Annotated in this window: 16 protein-coding genes; 11 read left to right on the forward strand and 5 right to left on the reverse strand. The window is 66.8% G+C overall.

Annotated elements, in window-relative coordinates:
* Positions 1-25 precede the first annotated feature (25 nt).
* The 6 genes from HNP60_RS00910 to HNP60_RS00935 all read left to right on the forward strand — a co-directional run bounded on the left by HNP60_RS00910 (position 26) and on the right by HNP60_RS00935 (position 8,828).
* The gene (locus HNP60_RS00910; RefSeq protein WP_184149068.1) at positions 26-454 is read left to right on the forward strand and encodes a GlcG/HbpS family heme-binding protein; all 429 of its coding nucleotides are present in this window, start codon (positions 26-28) and stop codon (positions 452-454) included.
* Positions 455-472: 18 nt separating this feature from the next.
* On the forward strand, positions 473-2,575 hold the full coding sequence (locus HNP60_RS00915) for a malate synthase G (protein ID WP_184149071.1): 2,103 nt from the start codon (positions 473-475) through the stop codon (positions 2,573-2,575).
* Between the two features lie 326 nt (positions 2,576-2,901).
* A complete protein-coding gene (locus HNP60_RS00920; protein ID WP_014074549.1) occupies positions 2,902-3,588 on the forward strand; it encodes a response regulator transcription factor in 687 nt (228 codons plus the stop codon).
* Positions 3,585-4,940 carry a sensor histidine kinase gene (locus tag HNP60_RS00925; protein ID WP_184149074.1) on the forward strand — a complete coding sequence of 452 codons (1,356 nt, stop codon included), beginning with the start codon at positions 3,585-3,587 and terminating at the stop codon, positions 4,938-4,940. Before HNP60_RS00920 ends, HNP60_RS00925 begins: the two co-directional genes overlap by 4 nt.
* A complete protein-coding gene (locus HNP60_RS00930) occupies positions 4,937-5,542 on the forward strand; it encodes a hypothetical protein (protein ID WP_184149077.1) in 606 nt (201 codons plus the stop codon). Before HNP60_RS00925 ends, HNP60_RS00930 begins: the two co-directional genes overlap by 4 nt.
* A gap of 265 nt (positions 5,543-5,807) precedes the next feature.
* Complete coding sequence (locus tag HNP60_RS00935; RefSeq protein ID WP_260394591.1) at positions 5,808-8,828, forward strand: TonB-dependent receptor domain-containing protein; 3,021 nt, start codon at positions 5,808-5,810, stop codon at positions 8,826-8,828.
* A gap of 417 nt (positions 8,829-9,245) precedes the next feature.
* Here HNP60_RS00935 and HNP60_RS00940 read toward each other — a convergent pair whose 3' ends face one another.
* From HNP60_RS00940 to HNP60_RS00950, 3 genes are all read right to left on the reverse strand, one after another.
* Positions 9,246-9,893 (reverse strand): hypothetical protein, encoded by a 648-nt coding sequence (locus HNP60_RS00940; RefSeq protein ID WP_184149080.1) that lies wholly within the window; start codon positions 9,891-9,893, stop codon positions 9,246-9,248.
* Between the two features lie 85 nt (positions 9,894-9,978).
* Positions 9,979-10,770 (reverse strand): OmpA family protein, encoded by a 792-nt coding sequence (locus HNP60_RS00945; RefSeq protein ID WP_184149082.1) that lies wholly within the window; start codon positions 10,768-10,770, stop codon positions 9,979-9,981.
* A gap of 141 nt (positions 10,771-10,911) precedes the next feature.
* Positions 10,912-11,628, reverse strand: a complete 717-nt coding sequence (locus tag HNP60_RS00950; protein WP_184149085.1) for an SIMPL domain-containing protein — start codon at positions 11,626-11,628, stop codon at positions 10,912-10,914.
* A gap of 110 nt (positions 11,629-11,738) precedes the next feature.
* On the opposite strand from HNP60_RS00950, the gene HNP60_RS00955 reads away from it, so the two are divergent.
* From HNP60_RS00955 to HNP60_RS00965, 3 genes are all read left to right on the forward strand, one after another.
* Positions 11,739-12,170: a VOC family protein gene (locus HNP60_RS00955; protein ID WP_184149088.1), complete on the forward strand. Its 432-nt coding sequence runs from the start codon at positions 11,739-11,741 to the stop codon at positions 12,168-12,170.
* A 131-nt stretch (positions 12,171-12,301) separates the two neighbouring features.
* On the forward strand, positions 12,302-13,045 hold the full coding sequence (gene gloB / locus HNP60_RS00960; RefSeq protein WP_184156790.1) for a hydroxyacylglutathione hydrolase: 744 nt from the start codon (positions 12,302-12,304) through the stop codon (positions 13,043-13,045).
* A gap of 185 nt (positions 13,046-13,230) precedes the next feature.
* Positions 13,231-13,635 carry a DUF6491 family protein gene (locus HNP60_RS00965; RefSeq protein WP_014074558.1) on the forward strand — a complete coding sequence of 135 codons (405 nt, stop codon included), beginning with the start codon at positions 13,231-13,233 and terminating at the stop codon, positions 13,633-13,635.
* 39 nt (positions 13,636-13,674) lie between these two features.
* Here HNP60_RS00965 and purD read toward each other — a convergent pair whose 3' ends face one another.
* Positions 13,675-14,988, reverse strand: coding sequence for a phosphoribosylamine--glycine ligase (gene purD / locus HNP60_RS00970; protein WP_184149092.1), 1,314 nt, complete (start codon positions 14,986-14,988; stop codon positions 13,675-13,677).
* On the opposite strand from purD, the gene xseA reads away from it, so the two are divergent.
* Positions 14,987-16,501 carry an exodeoxyribonuclease VII large subunit gene (gene xseA, locus HNP60_RS00975; protein ID WP_184149095.1) on the forward strand — a complete coding sequence of 505 codons (1,515 nt, stop codon included), beginning with the start codon at positions 14,987-14,989 and terminating at the stop codon, positions 16,499-16,501. The genes purD and xseA overlap by 2 nt on opposite strands.
* A gap of 276 nt (positions 16,502-16,777) precedes the next feature.
* A complete protein-coding gene (locus HNP60_RS00980) occupies positions 16,778-17,488 on the forward strand; it encodes a M23 family metallopeptidase (RefSeq protein WP_338056679.1) in 711 nt (236 codons plus the stop codon).
* 42 nt (positions 17,489-17,530) lie between these two features.
* On the opposite strand, the gene HNP60_RS00985 is transcribed toward HNP60_RS00980, so the two are convergent.
* Positions 17,531-18,094 carry a hypothetical protein gene (locus tag HNP60_RS00985; RefSeq protein WP_184149102.1) on the reverse strand — a complete coding sequence of 188 codons (564 nt, stop codon included), beginning with the start codon at positions 18,092-18,094 and terminating at the stop codon, positions 17,531-17,533.
* Positions 18,095-18,353: the final 259 nt, after the last annotated feature.

The following is an 18,353-nucleotide window of genomic DNA, read 5'->3' on the forward strand; positions in this document are numbered from 1 at the left end:
AGCCGCCAGCCAGCGGGAGGAAGTCATGAGTCAGATCACGCTCGAACAGGCCAATGCCATCATTGCCGGTGCTTTTGCCAAGGGACGGGAAGCGGGCTTCAAGCCGCTGAGCGTTGCCGTTGTGGATGCGGGTGGACATCTGATCTCCTTTCAGCGCGGGGACGGCGCATCCTTTGCGCGCGCGCAGATCGCGACGGGCAAGGCGGCCGGCGCGCTTTCGCTCGGCGTTTCGTCGCGCAAGGTGGGCGACATGGCCGTGGAGCGGCCGTGGTTCATCGGGGCGTTCGCCTCGTCCGCGCCGCATCCGGTCATTCCCGCAGCCGGCGGCGTGATCGTGGTCGACGGGAGCGGCGCCTTCATCGGCGCGGTCGGCGTGACCGGCGAGACCTCGGACAATGATGAGATCGCAGCTCTGGCCGGCATCGCCGCCGCCGGACTTGCCGCGCAGGGTTGAGCCAGGGAGAAGACGGTCATGACGAAGATGGTTGAACGTGCCGGCCTGTCGGTGGCTGCGGATCTGGCGGCCTTCATCGAGACGCAGGTGCTGCCGGGAACCGACCTTCCCGCCGACGCCTTCTGGGCCGGCACGGCGGGCATCTTCGCGCAATATGCGCCACGCAACCGGGCGCTGCTCGCCACGCGCGACAATATGCAGGCCCAGATCGACGCCTGGCACGCCGCGCGCGCCGGCAAGCCGCTGGATCAGGCGGAATATGAGGGCTTCCTGCGCGAGATCGGTTATCTGGTCCCGGAACCGGCGCCCTTCACCATCGGCACGAAGGATGTCGACGCGGAGCTGGCGGTGCTCGCCGGCCCCCAGCTGGTCGTGCCCGTGCTCAATGCCCGTTTCCTGCTCAATGCCGCCAATGCGCGCTGGGGCAGCCTGTATGACGCGCTCTACGGCACCGATGCCCTGCCCGGCGCGCCTGCCGGCAAGGGCTACGATCCCGCGCGGGGGGCGCAGGTCATAGGCTGGGCGAAGGCCTTTCTCGACGAGGCGGTGCCGCTCGCCAGCGGCTCATGGGCGGACTGGACGGGGCAGGGCGATCCTGATCTCGCCGATCCGACCCAGCTTGCCGGCTGGTCCGGCGACAACATCCTGCTAGCCCATCACGGCCTGCACATCGAGCTGGTGGTCGACCGCGCCCACCCGATCGGCAAGGATGATCCCGCCGGCATCGCGGACATCCTCCTGGAATCGGCGCTGTCCACCATCGTCGATCTCGAGGATTCGGTGGCCGCGGTGGATGCCGAGGACAAGGTCGCGGCCTATGCGAACTGGCTCGGCCTGATGAAGGGCGATCTCACCGCGACATTCGAGAAGGGCGGGCACAGCATGACTCGCACGCTCGAGGCCGACCGCCGCTACGATGGGCGGGACGGCGAGGAATTGCTGCTCAAGGGGCGCAGCCTGCTGTTCGTGCGCAATGTCGGCCACCTCATGACGACGCCGGCGGTGCGGCTGCACGATGGCAGCGAGGCACCGGAAGGCATATTGGACGGCATCGTCACCAGCCTGATCGCCCTGCACGACGTGCGGGGCCTCGGCACGTTCCGCAACAGCACGACCGGCAGCATCTATATCGTCAAGCCCAAGATGCACGGGCCGGAGGAGTGCGCCTTCACCAACGACCTGTTCGATGCGATCGAGGATCTTCTGGGCCTCGGCCGACACCAGCTCAAGGTCGGCGTGATGGACGAGGAGCGCCGCACCTCTGCCAATCTCGCGGCCTGCATCCATGCGGTGAAGGACCGGGTGGTGTTCATCAACACCGGCTTCCTCGACCGCACCGGCGACGAGATCCACACATCGATGCGGGCCGGGCCGATGATCCGCAAGGGCGACATGAAGACGTCCGACTGGATCAAGGCCTATGAGGACCGCAACGTGCAGATCGGCCTTGCCTGCGGTTTCTCGGGCCGCGCGCAGATCGGCAAGGGCATGTGGGCAGCGCCCGACCGGATGGCGGACATGCTGGAGCAGAAGATCGGCCACCCGATGACAGGCGCCAACACGGCATGGGTGCCCTCGCCCACCGCCGCGACGCTCCACGCCACGCATTATCACCGCGTCGACGTGCATGCCCGGCAGGAAGCCCGGGCGAAGGAAGCGCCGGCATCGCTGGGCGCCTTGCTCAGCATTCCGCTGGCGCATGGCGTCAACTGGTCCGAGCAGGAAGTGCGCGAGGAGCTGGAGAACAATGCGCAGGGCATATTGGGCTATGTCGTGCGCTGGGTCGATCAGGGCATCGGCTGCTCCAAGGTGCCGGACATCAATGATGTCGGGCTGATGGAGGACCGCGCGACACTGCGCATCTCTTCCCAGCATATCGCCAACTGGCTGCTGCACGGCGTGTGCAGCGAGGCGCAGGTCAACGCGGCGTTCGAGAAGATGGCGGCCAAGGTGGATGCCCAGAATGCAGGCGATCCGCTTTACCGGCCGATGGCGGGCCATCCCGACAGCATCGCGCTGCAGGCGGCGCGCGCGCTGGTGTTCGAGGGCGTGTCACAGCCCAGCGGCTATACCGAGCCTCTGCTGCATGCCTATCGCGCGAAGGCGAAGGCACAGACCTGAGGTTTACCATGCCGTCCGAAGCGCCGGCGGCTGGCGGCGGCGCGATACGGCGCTTGTCACCAATCTAACGATGATTGTCATCGGACAGCCCTCGACCGCACCGCTAGGACAGGCGCACAGCATCTGCCTGCAGGGGGTGGGGACCGAGGCATTCTCCGGGATGCGCGGGCCGCCAGCGGGTAGCTTGCCGCAGGCAGGTGGGTAGGCCGGCGGCAGGAACGGGCGGCGCACGCAGCGACCCGGTGCGCCGCCCGGCCCCGAGCGGGCCTTGCCCGGCCTGCGCCGGCATTGTGCCCTTCGCGCGAGCGGATATACCGGGGAACCAGATGGCCAGCCTGAACATCCTCTATGTCGAAGACGATCCTCTGGCGGCAAGCGCCGTGCAGGCGCTGGTCACGCAAGGCGGGGACCATCTCGCCTGGGTGCAGTCAGGCCGCGCCGGACTGCAACGCGCCGCAGCGGACCGGTTCGACGTCATCATCCTCGACCGGATGCTGCCGGATCTGGACGGCCTCACCATCGTCTCCCGGCTGCGCGCCGCCGGCATCGAGACGCCGGTCCTGATGCTCTCGGCGCTCGGGCGCAGCGAGAACCGGATCGAAGGGCTGGACGCGGGCGTGGACGATTATCTGGCCAAGCCATATGAGCCGCAGGAGCTGCTGGCCCGGGTGAAGGCCCTGCATCGCCGTTCCTCGGGCAAGGTGCATGGCGCCGTCATCATCTACGGCGCGCTTGAATGCCATCTCAAGGCCCGCACTGCCTTCCGCGCCGGCCGCCACATCGCGCTCAGCCCCCGCGAGTTCGAGCTGTTCCGCTACTTCATGGAAAATGCCGGCGAGACGGTGACCCGCGAGATGCTGCTGCGGGACGTCTGGAACATGAGCTTCGATCCGCAGACCAATGTCGTCGACGTGAATATCGGCCGCCTGCGCCGCAAGCTGGAGGACGGCTTCACCACGCCGGCGCTCGAGACGATCTGGGGCGCGGGCTATCGACTGACCGCTTGCGAATGAGGCCGGAGGCGGGCGCCCGGCGGCGCGGATCGATTGTCTGGCGCGTCGCTGCGGCCTCCCTGCTGATCGCGGGGCTGGCCGTTACGCTGCTGTTCGCTGCGTCCTGGTCCACGCTGCGGCGCGGCACCAGCGAAGCGCTGGCGGCGACCGTGACCACCGACATTGCCGGCCTGATCGACATCCATGCCAGCGGCGGGGAGCGCGAACTGCTCCGCCGTGTCGCCGATCGCAAGGATGTCGTGAGCCTTGAGGGGCGGCGGCCCCATTATCTCGTCGCCCGCGCGAACGGAACGCCCCTGGCCGGGGACATTCGCGTCTGGCCGCCCCTGTCCGCCGCATTGTCCGAGCAAGGCTATGTGACGCTGGCGGGGGGAACACCGGTCTATGCGCGGGCAGCGAAGCTCGGCCCGGACCTCCAGCTGCTCGTCGCGCGGGAATATGCCCAGGATCGTGAGACGATGCGGCGCCTCACGCACATCTTCCTGGCGGTGGGCGCAGCCATCGTGCTTGGCGTCGGCGCGGTCGCGATGCTCACGGCGCGCGGCCTCGCGCGGCGGATCGACCATGTGAATGCAAATCTGAGGGCGGCTGCGGAAGGCTATCCGGCCGCGCTCGAAAGCCCCGGTACGCCGCGCGACGAGATTGACGAGCTGGCCTTGCAGGGCGCGCGGCTGCTGGCCCGGCAAGCCCGGCTCGTGCGCGTGCAGAAGCATGTCTCGGACCATGTCGCACACGAGATCCGCACGCCGCTGATGCATCTCGACGCCCGGCTCGCCGCCGCGCTCCAGGAGCGGTCCGAACCGGGCGGCAGCGGAACGCTCACCCGATCCCGCGCGGACATCCGCACCATCGTCGCCATGCTCGATTCGCTGCTGGACATCGCATCCAACGAAGGGCGGCGGGGCGATCTCGCCGGGCTGTCGGAACTCGACCTCTCCGCCCTCCTCACCGACGTCGCCGCGCTTTACGAAGGCAGCGTGGAGGAAGCGGGGCTGGCGCTGGAAACCGCCATAGAGCCCGGCGTGACGATGCTCGCGGAGCGCATGCAGATCGTCCGCCTCGTCTCCAACCTGCTCGACAACGCGATCAAATATGTGCCGGCCGGCGGCACCGTGCGCCTCGCGCTGACGCATGGCCCGCGCATCATCATCGCCGATGACGGGCCGGGCATTCCGCCGGAGGACAGGGCACGGATCTTCGAGCGCTTCGCCCGCAGCGCCGGGCAGGTGTCGCAGCCGGGCCACGGCCTCGGCCTTGCGCTGGCCCGCGCGATCGCGCAGCGTCACGGACTGGTGCTCCGCCTGGATGAAACCGCGCGAGGCGCCTGCTTTGTGGCGGAGCCGGAGACATGAGGCAGACCACCCTCGCCGCCGTCCTCACAGCAATGCTTGCCTCGCTGACGGCCGGCTGCGCCAGCCCGCAGGCGCGCGGCGCGTCGACTGTCCCATCGGCACCCGTCACGCGCGCCGACATGGTAGCGCGTCTCCTCGTGGCTGCGGAACAGGCCGCCAATGGGCCCGATCCGCAGCCGCGCAGACTCGCAGAAGCGCTTGCTGCGCTCGACCGGCTCGGCGCGCGTCCCGCGCCCGGCGCGACGGATAGCCTGACCGATCCTCTCCCCGGCTGGCGCACCAGCGTGCCGGACACGGCGAGGCCGGCCATGCGGGGGCGGCTGCTCGGCCCCGCCTATCGCCGGGGCCTTCTCGAACCGGGCGCGACGACGACGCTCGCCCAGCTCTTCGATGGTGGGCGCCAGGCCCGCGTCGCCATCGCCGCCGCGAGCGGCGGACCGCTCGGCATCGCCGTGCTGGACGGCACCGGCAAACCGGTCTGCCCCGTCCGGCAGGGCACCGGCAGCCAGTGCAGCTGGGTGCCGCCCTTCAGTGGCCGGCACCACATCAGGCTCAGCAATCCCGGCGCGATGCGCGTGGCTTATTATCTTGTGATAGAGTGACGAATTCCCAGTAACGCACGGAAAACAGGCTACCAAGCCTGTGGATTTCGTCAGGATCGGGGCGCGCGTTCACGCTTCACTCGTGCCGCTTGGCACGCGCGAAGTGCATCCGAATTGTTCCCTCCTGGATAAGTTTCCGACGTCGCTTTGGACCACTCAGGCCACGATCCGGATCAGCGCATCTGTCAGCCATCGGCGCAGCGCACCGGTTCCGTGTCAGGGGAGGATGAAAGTGAATTGGCATAAGCTGGATCGCGCGAGCGTCATGGGAACAAGTGGGAGCTGGGCTTCGACGGTATCCGCTCTGGCGCTCATGTGTGCCGCTGCGCCTGCGCAGGCACAAGATAACACTGCACCGCAAGCGGCTTCAGAGGGCGAAGATGGGGCGGCCATTCTGGTAACAGGTACGCGCATCAAGCGCGACGGCTTCAATGAGCCGACGCCAGCCACCGTGATCGGGGCTGATCTGATGGCCAATCTTGGCCAGGTGAACATTTCAGAGACGCTGCGCGTCATTCCGCAGAACTCGAACTTCCAGTCGGATGCCACGGCAGGCATTACCGCAGGTGCGAATGTCGGTGCATCCTTCGCGAACCTGCGCGGGCTCAACCCATTCAACGGCACCCGCACACTGACGCTTGTCAATTCCCGACGGTTCATCCCGACCTCCGATGGCGGGGCGATCGATCTCAACGTCATCCCTTCGGCGATGATCCAGCGCGTGGAAACCGTGACCGGCGGCGCTTCGGCAGCTTATGGTTCCGACGCGATCGCGGGCGTGGTCAATATCATCCTCGATACGCGCTTCGAGGGTATCAAGGCCCAGGCGGACTATGGCCAGACGACGCGCGGAGACGGCAAGAGCTATCATGCCTCGCTGATGGGCGGCACCAGCTTCGGCGGCGGGCGCGGCCATATTGTCGCGGGCATCGAGTACCAGAAAAACGAGGGGGTCGGCGACTGCGCGAAAGTGCGTCTCTGGTGCGCGGAGAGCTATGACATCTTCACAAATGCCAATTCGATCCTGCCGGGAACGACGGCCCGGACGGGCTACAATATCCCCGGCTCGCCGACTTACGGTCTGCCGCATTACATCATCGCGCCCGGCTCCAAGCAGGCCTTCAATGATCCTCGAGGCGTGGTGCGCGACGCGACGGTCACGAATCCCGCCGCCCGCTACAAGCGCTTCAATGATGAAGGGACCGGCGTCGTCGATTTCGACCCCGGCCGTTTCCTTGGTGCGGCGCTGATCGGACCAAGGCAGGGGGGTGACGGCGCGTCGACTTATGACGACAGCGACCTGCAGACGCCGCTCAAGCGGTGGGTCGGATATCTGTATGGCGAATATGAGCTGACGGATACCCTCACGCTCCAGACCGAACTGACTTATGCGCAGCGCATCGCCTCGAATACGAGCTACATCGTCGGTCCGCGTTCCACTTTCTATGTTCAGCCCGACAACCCCTATATCCCGAATGACTTGAGGGCCCTGCTCGCGGGAACCCGTTTCAGCCTCGGCAAGGATCTGGATGGCGTTCTCACCTCGGAAAACCGGGCTGATGCCAGGGTGTTTCGCGGCCTGATCGGACTATCCGGACCGCTGTTCGGCGACTGGACCTGGGATGCCTATTATCAGTACGGTCGCAATAAACGGCACCAGGACCGGACCAACAACCGCGTCAACCAGCCCTTCCAATATGCTCTGGATGCCGTTGACGAAGGGCTCGTGACCACTGGCGTTGCCTCCGGCAACATCGTTTGCCGGGAGCTCACACGGGCCAATCCCGATCCGCGCGCGCAGGGTTGCAAGCCCATGAACCTTTTCGGTCTCGGCAATGTCGATCCCGCCGCACTCGCTTACGCCTACCGGCCCGTGGTTGAGGACTTCATCTACGATCAGCACGTCCTTTCGGGTTCTGTGCAGGGTACGGTGTTCGAAGGCTGGGGCGCAGGACCTATCGCGGCAGCCGCGGGTGTCGACTGGCGGTCCGAGGGGGGCGATGTCACGCACGGGAACATTCCCGATTACAACGACTATGCCTTCACATTCGGCCTCGATTATTCGGGCCAAATCAATGTGCTCGAGGGCTTTGGGGAGCTGAATGTACCGATCTTCCGCGACTCCGCGATCGGCGATCTCCTCGAGCTGAATGGTGCTGCCCGCTACACGCGCAATCACGCGCGGAACAATGATAGCAGGGAAAAGAAGACCTCCGAGGCGGTGAGCTGGAAGGTTTCGGCGGTGTACGACATCATTCCGGATATCCGTATCCGGGCTTCACGGTCGCGCGACATCCGGGCGGCGGGCTTCCGCGAACTTTTCCTGCGCAACGTGCCGACCGAGCCGGGCTCGACGAGCGGCATCGTCAATAACTGGTGGCTCGATCCGGTGGGACAGCAGACCGGGAACGACTGGACGCCCATCCTCAATGGCGGCAGCTTTGCGCTGACGCCGGAGAAGGCGGACACCACGACGCTGGGCGTGGTTCTCCAGCCGAGTTTCATTCCTGGTCTGCGGGTGTCGGCGGACTGGTACCAGATCAAGATCAAGGATGCGGTCACAACGCTGACCGGCCAGCGCATTGTCGACTTCTGCTTTGATTATGAGCTGTTCTGCAATCGCATCACCTTCGCGACGGCGGACCGGAAGGACGTCAGCTTCATCGATGCCCGTCAGGTCAACCTGGCCAAGATGGTGCTGCGCGGGTTCGACTTCGAGGTCGACTATCGCATGCGTCTTTCGGACGTCCGATCGGAGTGGGACGGGGCCGTCAGCTTCCGGCTGCTGGCCAACCGGCAATATGATTTCATCAGCCAGGCCAACCCATCGGTTCCGGAGATCAATTATGCTGGCCAAACCGGCCCGGTCGTCGATGGCGGTGACTTCAACCCATCGCCGCCGTGGATCTGGAATGCCTTCCTGACCTACGACAATGGCGGATTCAACACGACCTTCTCCTGGCGACGCTATAGCGAGGGCATCTTCAATGTCCTTCGCACCGGGCCCGAGGACGAAGGCTATGATCCGACGCAGGCGAACAGCATCAGCACGAACCGTGTGAAAGGCGCGAGCTATTTCAATCTGGCGATGACCTATCGAATCCCGATGGGCAGTTCGGATACGCGCTTCGTGGAATTGTTCGGCACCGTCGACAATCTGTTCGACCGCAAGCCTCCGGTGGCGCCCGGCGGCGGTGGTGGCGCAGGATCGAACTATCCCACCAATCCCGTCTTCTTCGATACGTTCGGATCACGGTGGCGCGCCGGCATCCGCGTTCGCTATTGATGATGGGTTGAGGGCATGCAGGCCATGCCCACTCACAATCAGGCCGCCGGAGAGTCATGTCCTCCGGCGGCTTTATTTTTCCTGAGGCTTGTCACACGCCGTGAATGGCCTCGGATTGGGCTCATCATTGTGACGGTGCAGCTAGGAGGTGTCGGGGCTCTGGCTCAAAATCTGTGGAATGCGAGGACATCGGCGAATTGGCATGCATGCCACGCAGATGGAGCAGGATCAGGTCCCGCACCGCCGGCTGCGCCACCGATGCGGGTCGAATGTCGAAAGTGTCGGTCATGGGGGCCGTCATAGCCACGCGCGCGGGCTCATGGAACTGGCGCCATGACGCCCGAACAGATACGCATGCAGCGCATCGAACGACAGCTTCGCTGCCCGCGGGATGAAGCGCGCATGCGTCTGCCCCAATCAGAGATGGCCGTAACGTTGATCGAAGAGCGCCATGTCTCCGCGCGCCAGCAAGCGGGCCTGCGCGATCCACTCATCGCGGATGATGCTGCCCTTGAAGGCACCGAGACTGCCGTCGATCCGTTCGATGTCTTCCGGAAGCCAGCCCGCAATATCCTCGAACCGCTGGACGCCCTGGCTGCGCAGGAGAAGTTCCAGTTCCGGCCCGATCCCCTTGATCCGCGTAAGATCGTCCGGTGGCAGGAGGGCTTCCACCTCCGGCGCCGCCGGCATCGCCACAAAATCAGCGTCAGGCGCCTCACCGGCCGATGGCGCGTCCGCGATATTTGCATCATCCTCCTCCGGCCTGCTCGCGGCGATCACCGGGCCAAGCACATCCGCTTCCCCAGTGCTCGCCGGTTCGGCCATGGTCGGCCGATGGCCGATATCGTTGGCCGGCGCGACAGGCACGGGCGAGTCGACGCCAACCGAGGCCACTGGGTCTGCTGGCGACGGGACCGGATCGGCCGGCGCATGCCATGCTCCGTCCGGATCGAACGGGATCAGCTCCACGGCCGCTCGCCGGCCCCAGCTATGCCAGGCGGTGAACAGGCCGATGGCGAACGACAGGAGCAAGGCCGGCCAGTAATGGAGGACGAGCGCGGTCACCGGCGCCTCCAGATCGCCGCACCAGCCACGAGCCCGAGGGCAAAGACCAGCAGGAACAGGGCAAGCGTCTCCACCAGCAGCGGCATCAGCTTGTCTCCCGGGATACCGTGAAGGTGATACGCCGGCTGGACGGACCGCCATTGGCAAGCGGATGACTGGCCCCGAAGCCCCGCGCCGAGAGTAGCTCGGCCGGCGCGCCATGTTCCACCAGCAGGGCGCGTACGCGATCGGCACGCTCCTGCGACAGGGCGCGATTGACAGCCTCGCTCCCCCTGCCATCGCTATGCCCGCCGACTTCCAGTCGGTAGCCCGAACATTCCTTCAACGCCGCGGCGACATCCGCAACGATCGCGCGCGTCGTCGGGTTGAGCCAGGCACTGCCGGAGCGGAAGCTGAGCGGCCGGTTCGCGACGGCAGCATCGACGCCGCGCTGGCATCCGTCCGGCCCTGCAAAGGCGATCGCCGCGCCTCCCGTGGGCGGCGTGAGAGGCGGCTTGGCGGATGCGGTGTCGGATTTCGCAGCTGGCGTGGCGGCGGCGGCGCTTGCGACGGGAATTGCCGGCGCGGGCTGAGTGCTACGAGCGACACCGCTCTCGCTCCAGATGGCACCGCCGCCGCCAGGCAGCGCGCGCACCACCTGCAGCGCATCGCTCTGCCGCACGAGATCCGCGTCACCGGACAGGACGGCGGTGCGGACGAGTGGACGTTGCGGATAGCGAACATGGATGTCCCCCAGCCCATGCGCGGCCAGCGCGCTCTCGGCGCGCTGGCCGAGATGGGCCAGGAAGGCTTCGCCCTGCCCGAGAGGACCATGAACCAGCAAGGCCAGCAGCCCGGTGGCGCCAGCGCCGAGCATGATTTTCAGGCCGGCCTTCATGATGTCGATTCTGCCCCCGCGGAATTGGGAGCAAGCTGACCCATTAGGCCGGAACCATCAATCCCTCATGGCAACCGATCGTGCCGTTATGACACGCCTGAGCGCCGCCATGGCAGGGACGGTGCAGCACCAGCTGCGCCCTCAATCGAGGTAGAAGTCCACGGTCGTGACGACCCGGACCTTCTTGTACGGCGTATCGGCCGCGCCATAACCGCCGGACTGCTCCCCGTCGCGCGGCTCAATGGAGAAATACCCCTGCGTAGCGCTCTTGATCCCGCCCACAGCAGTACCGGAATCCTTGGCAAACTGCTCTGCCGCGCTGCGCGCATCCTTGGTGGCGGCGGCCACCATCTCGGGCTTGATATCGTTGAGCTTGGTGAAGCTGTAGGTCATGCCCGATCCCTCCTGCAGCGTCACGCCGCGCCGGACGAGGTCGAACTGACTGGCCACGGCGCGCTGGGCGCGGGGGATGTCGCTCGTGCGTAGTTGCATGCGCTGCGTGATGGTGATCGTGTTGACGCCATTGTTCATATATTGATTGACGCCGGCGCCCGTCGCGCTGAGCGCATCGGCGGGGAAGCCGAGGTTGCGGAAATAATCGCGCAGGGCCGTGGTGTTGGCCTCGATCTCCGCGCGCACCGAAGGCAGATCCGTGCCATTGGCGGAATAAGCGACGGTCCAGGTGGCGAGATCGGCGGTCACGTTGCGCTCGGCCAGACCGCGCACCGTCACGGAGCGCTCCGCCGCATGGGCGCGGCGCAGCCCATCGCCCAGCAAATAACCACCCACGATCAGGCCGCCGGAAAGCACCACCGCGCCCGCCAGAGCGACCTTGTTGACATCCTGTAACCAGCCCATCAGCAATTCCTCTCTTTTCCCGCTCCCGCGCCGAGCTTATCTCAGCAGGACCGAATTGCCATCCCAGAGATGAACCGTTGCTGACGAGCGACGAACGGAGTTGAAGCTGCATGCCCAAATATCTCCACACCATGATCCGCGTCACCGACATCGATGCGACGCTGCGTTTCTTCGAGCTGCTCGGCCTCAAGGAGGTCCGCCGCTTCGATAACGAGGCTGGACGCTTCACGCTCGTCTTCGTCGCCGCACCAGGCGACGAGGACGCGCAGGTGGAGCTGACCTACAACTGGCCCAAGAAGGGCGAGGAATCCGAAGCTTATGGTGGTGGCCGGAATTTCGGCCATCTCGCCTATCGCGTGGAGAATATCTACGAGACCTGCCAGCGGCTGATGGACGCCGGCGTCACCATCAACCGGCCGCCGCGCGACGGGCACATGGCCTTCGTGCGCACGCCTGACGGCATCTCCGTCGAGCTGCTGCAGGACGGCAGGCTGGAACCGGCCGAGCCATGGGCCTCCATGCCCAATACGGGCGTGTGGTAGCGCCATGCCGGCGCGCCACCACGCGCGCCCCGGCTCGGCAGGTTGAGACCGAATGACCGGACTGCTCGTCATGTTTGCCGATCCGTTCGGCCATGGCTTCTGGCTGATCCAGTTCAACAAGGAGGGCTATGATGCCATCGCCTGAATCTTCCCCGCTCGAGATCGTCCGCGTGCCGGTGCTGAACGACAATTATGTCTGGCTGGTCCATGATCCGGTGAGCGATGAAACGCTGGTGGTGGACCCATCCGTCGCGGAGCCTGTGCTGGCGGCGGCGGACGCGCGCGGCTGGCGCATCGGCCAGATCTGGAACACGCACTGGCACGGCGACCATATCGGCGGCAATGCCGGCATCGTCGCGGCAACCGGCGCGACGGTGACGGCACCGGCCGCCGAGCTGGCGCGCATTCCCGACGTGGATCGTCCCGTGAGCGAAGGCGACCGGGTGCGACTGGGCGCGCACGAGGCCATCGTCATGGCCGTGCCGGCACACACGGCTGGGCACATCGCTTATCATTTCCCCCAGGACGGCATCATCTTCGTGGGCGACACGATGTTCGCCATGGGCTGCGGCCGCCTGTTCGAGGGCACGGCCGAGCAGATGTTCAACAACATGCGCCGGCTTGAGGCGCTGCCCGACGAAACGCGCGTCTACTGCGCGCATGAATACACACTCTCCAACGGTCGCTTCGCCTTGCGCGCCGAGCCGGACAATGCGGCGGTGGTGGCGCGGATGGCCGAGGTGGAAGCTGCCCGCGCGCGCGGTGAAGCCACCGTGCCCACGACCATCGGTGCGGAACGGGCAACCAATCCCTTCCTGCGCGCAGGCAGCGTCGCGGAACTCGCGCGGCGGCGGGCGGAGAAGGACAAGGGTTGAGCACGGGCCGGCCGGCGGCTGCGCGCGCTGTCGAGATGACGCACCGCAGCCTTCTCCAGGCCAAGGCGAACGCCGGACGACTCCGTCGAAGGAGATGCGAGGCGGGTCGAAAGCTGCTAGGCTCGCCCGCAACACCCGCGCATCCGTGCGCCGGGAGACAGACAGGGGTAAGAGGAGCAAGTGCGATGAAGAGGATATTTCTGGCACTGGCGCTGCTTCCCATTGCGGGCTGCACGCAGACCGAGACGGAGCCCAAGCTTGGCGTCCGGGAGGAGACGGAGCTGGCCAAGGCGATCGAAGGCAAGGTGGCGGGCGAGCCCGTGTCCTGCATTTCCGGCTACAACGCCACGAGCATGCGGGTGCTGGGCGACAACACGCTGCTGTATCGCGTCAACAAGGATTTCATCTACATCAACAGGTTGCAGGGCGCCTGCCGGGGGCTCGCACAAGGCGACACGCTGGTGCTGCGACGGACGACGAGCCAATATTGCCGGGGCGATATCGGCCAGGTGATCAACCTGCCATCGGGCATGATGAGCGGCAGCTGCGCGCTGGGCGACTTCATTCCCTACAAGACTGCCGGCAAGTAGCGCCGGGCGGGGCAGCGAGCCGCCGCGACCGGGGAGCCGTCAGGCAGTGCCGGCTGACGTGACCGCGTCCTGTTCCGGCTGCGTGGCGGCCTCGCGCGCCGCTTCCCGCCAGCCGATGTCGCGACGGCAGAATCCACCCGGAAAATCCACCCGATCGACGAGCGCATAGACGGCCTCACGCGCCTGCGTGACGCTGGGTGCGCGGGCCGTCACATTGAGCACGCGGCCGCCGCTGGCCACGAGTTGCCCATTCCTGAGCGCCGTGCCGGCATGGAAGATCATCGCGTCGCCACCAGCATCCGGCAGGCTGATCGGCGCGCCTTTCTCGGGCGTACCGGGATAGCCGGCAGCGGCCATGACGACCGTGAGCGCTACGTCCGCCGCCATGGCCGGCACGGCACGCCCGGCAAGGTGCCCCTGCGCGACAGCCAGCAGCAGATCGGGCAGATCGCTTTCCAGCCGCATCATCAGCACCTGGCACTCGGGATCTCCGAAGCGGCAATTATACTCGATGAGCTTCGGTCCCTGCGCGGTCAACATCAGGCCCGCGAACAGGACGCCGCTATAAGGCGTGCCCCGCGCCGCCAGTGCCTCCACGGTCGGGCGGATGATCCGGGCCATCACCTGCTCTTCCAGCGCCGGGGTCAGCACGGATGCCGGGCTGTAGGCGCCCATGCCGCCGGTGTTCGGGCCGGTATCGCCCTCGCCCACCCGCTTGTGATCCTGTGCGGAGCCGAAGGCCAGCACGTCCTTGCCATCCGTGAGGGCGAAGAAGCTGGCTTCCTCGCCTTCCATATATTCCTCGATCACCACCTGCGCGCCCGAGGCGCCGAAGCCGCCATCGAACATATCGCGGATCGCCGCGTCCGCCTCGGCGCGCGTCGTGGCGATGATGACGCCCTTGCCGGCCGCCAGCCCATCCGCCTTCACGACCACGGGAATGGTGAAATCCGCCAGCGCGGCCAGCGCGGCCTCCGCGCTCTCGCAGCGCACATAGCGCGCGGTCGGGATATCGGCCTCGCGGCAGAGATCCTTCGTGAAGCCCTTCGATCCCTCGAGCTGGGCCGCTGCCGCGCCGGGCCCGAACACGGCAAGACCGGCCGCGCGCAGGCTGTCCGCGATGCCATCCACCAGCGGCGCTTCCGGGCCGACAACGACCAGATCGACCGATTGCGCCCGGCAGAAGGCGATGACGCCCGCATGATCGGCAAGGTCGAGGTCGACCAGCGTCGCATGAGCCGCTATGCCCGGATTGCCCGGCGCGGCGAAGAGCGCGGTGCAGCGTGGCGATTGCGCCAGCTTCCAGGCGAGGGCATGTTCGCGGCCACCACCGCCCAGCAGAAGGATGTTCATGGAAGAGGGTCCAGTCCGGTTCGATACGTCGGGCCGCCTGTTAGCGCAGGAGCGTCAGGGGGACAATCTGGCCGCGCTCAGCGTCTCGGAATTGTCCTCGCTGCTCAAGCGGACCGTGGAGGACCGCTTCGGCCACGTGCGGCTGCGCGGCGAGATTTCCGGCTGGAAGCGGGCGGCATCCGGCCATGCCTATCTTTGCCTCAAGGACGACGCGGCGCTGATCGACGGCGTGATGTGGAAAGGCACGGCGGGGCGCCTCGCCTTCGCGCCGGAGGACGGGCTGGACGTGATCGTCACCGGCAAGGTGACCACTTATCCCGGCCGGAGCAAATATCAGATCGTCATCGACAGCATGGAACTGGCCGGCGAAGGCGCACTGATGCAGCTGTTCGAGAGGCTGAAGGCGAAGCTGGCGGCCGAGGGCCTGTTCGATCCGGCGCGGCGCCGCCCCATCCCGATGCTGCCGCGCGTCATCGGCGTCGTGACTTCGCCCACCGGCGCGGTGATCCGCGACATTCTCCATCGCCTTGCCGATCGCTTTCCGAGCCATGTGCTGCTGTGGCCCGTGCTGGTGCAGGGCGAAGGCGCCGCCGCGCAGGTCGCCAGTGCCGTGCGCGGTTTCGGCGCACTGCCGGCCGATGGCCCCATCCCCCGGCCGGACGTGCTGATCGTGGCGCGCGGCGGCGGCTCGATCGAGGATCTCTGGACCTTCAACGAGGAAATCGTGGTGCGCGCCGTCGCTGCCTCGTCGATCCCCGTCATCTCGGCCGTCGGCCATGAGACGGACACAACCTTGTGCGATTTTGCCGCCGATCTGCGCGCCCCGACGCCCACCGCCGCCGCCGAGATGGCCGTGCCGGTGCGCGCGGAGCTGATGGCGCAGGTGGCCGAACTGGGCGCCCGGATGGGCCGCTGCGTGTCACGCGGGATCGACCGGTCGCGCGAGCGGCTGGAAGCGCAGCGGCGCCTGCTCCCCCGGCCCGACGTACTGCTCGACCTCGCCCGGCAGCGTGCGGACGAGCTGGGCGACCGATTGCGCCGCGGGCTTGCGCATCGGCTGAGCAATGCGCGGCATGAGCTGGCCAATGCGACCGGGGCGCTGCGGCCGGCGCTGCTCGACGCGCGCGTGGCGCATGCGCGACAGACGCTGTCTGCGACACGCCTCACGCCCGCCCTGCTGGAGCGCCGGCTCGCCGATGCCCATCGCCAGTTCGACGCGCTCTGGCGACTGGCGCAGTCGCTCAACCCCGATGCCCCACTCAAACGGGGCTTCGCGCGGGTGATGGCGAACGGCGCGCTGGTGCGGACGAGTACCGAAGCGCTGGCTGCCCGCCACGTGATGCTCAAGTTCCATGATGGCGAGATCGCTGCCGTGACCGGCGGGGGGGAGGAGACGCCAAGGGCGCCCGCCGCCACCGTCAATGCCACGTCAGGCGCCCCGCGTTCCACCGGCGGAACGCGCGCCCGCAAGTCCGATCCGCCCCCCGGAGCACAAAGCGACCTGTTCGACTGATCTCATGAGCCAATCGGCGGACCGACCTTGCATCGGCCGGGCGCTATGGGCCATGGTGACGGCATGATTGCCTCGCGCCATCGCATCGGTTCCGTCCGACGCTGCCTGCTCATGCTGCCAGTCTTACTCGCAAGCTGCGTCTCACCGGGCGGAGGCCCCCGCGTATCCGCCCCGCCGATGCGGATGCCCGCCCCCGTATCGCCACCCGCCTCTGCGCCCGTACCCGCTGGCCCAGAAAGACTTCAGCTCCGGGGAGAGGCGCGGCAAGGCGGCCTCATGCGTGGCCTCGTGCCCGCAGGCACCCGCATGCTGATGCTCGACGGCGCACCCGTGCCTTTCGACGCGGAAGGCAATTTCATCATCGCCTTTGATCGGGATGCCCCCGCCGCTGCCACGCTGGTCGCGACCCTGGCGAACGGCGAGACGCAGACGCGTACGTTCGGCGTCACCCCCGGAGAGTGGCGGATCGAGCACATCAATGCCTCCATCAGCGCGGGCGTCCCCAGCGAGGAATTTCAGCGCCGCCGTGCCGGCGAACTAGCGCGAATTGCAGCGGCCCGCGCGCGAGACAACCGCAGCGAGGGCTGGCGGCAAGGCTTCATCTGGCCCGTCAAGGCGCGGATATCGGGCGTGTTCGGATCCCAGCGCATCTATCGCGGCACGCCGGGAAGCTACCATAGCGGGCTGGACCTCGCTGGCGGCGCGGGCACCGTCTATGTCGCGCCCGCCGATGGCGTGGTGACCCTCGCGGTCGACGAACCTTTCACCCTGGAAGGCCGGCTGCTGATGATCGACCACGGCATGGGTCTCAACAGCGCATTCCTGCACAGCGAGCGCCTGCTCGTGAAGGAAGGCGACGTGGTACGGCAGGGTCAGCCGATCGGCATCATCGGCGCGACTGGCCGGGTGACAGGCCCGCATCTCCACTGGAGCATGAAATGGGGGCCGGCGCGGATCGATCCCCGGCCGCTGCTGCCTACGGAGTGAAGGGCCGGGGGGCAGCTTCCAGCTTGAAAGCCGGCGGTCCTCTCAGTTCACCCGCTTGGCCCGAACTGTCCGCCCAGAGCCCTCGAACACTGCGAAGTAACCGCCGAGCGCCGCCCGCTTGAGAACCACGGACTTGCCCTTCGTCGGCTGCCCGTAGACCACCGCTTCGGTGGTGACCCATTGCGCGCCGTCCTCCAGCGCGAAGGCCCATTTCCCGTAACCGAGAGACTTGGTCGAGGCTATGGTGGCGGTCAACTGAGCTTCGCCTTCGCCGTCGGGCTCGCCTTCGTCACTCTTGCCGCCGCCGAGGAAAGGCAAGGGCGGGAGCGCGAGGCCGAACAGCGAGCGGCGTGTCTTGCGAACATCCTCCTTGTCGAGAACCGCGATCTCGTTCGCGGCGTCCGCCGCCTCGAGCGAAGCGCTTTCCCGATCGAAGCAGGCCAGCCGATCCTCCGGGACAGCGACCTTCCGGCAATCGAGCAGCGGACGGATGGCCGTGGGCCGCGCCCCGGCCTGCGCCCATGCGGGGTCGCCCGCCGCCGAGAGACATGCCGCGAACAGGACGGCAATCCCGCTCGCCTTGCTCATGTTCAGCCGAGCCATCATGCCTGCCTCCTGTGTTTTCAATTCACAACATCTGTCGTCGCGTGTAGTCGCGGCCCTACCTGTGCAACGCCGTGCGCGTCGTCAAGCGCTGTCGTCCCGCCGCCGCGTCGCTTTCCGCTGTTGCGAAGACGCCTCTCCCCAGAACTCTTGTTCCTTTGCTGCAGCAAAGACATCTGCAGCATACATTCTTGGCGAAATGCGGCGCGCTTGCGCAATTTTGTGTTGCAGCGCGCAAAGTTTGCGTTCGAATCCGGCCTCA

This window comes from Sphingobium lignivorans, from assembly GCF_014203955.1.
In the GTDB taxonomy this organism is placed as follows: Bacteria; Pseudomonadota; Alphaproteobacteria; order Sphingomonadales; family Sphingomonadaceae; genus Sphingobium; species Sphingobium lignivorans.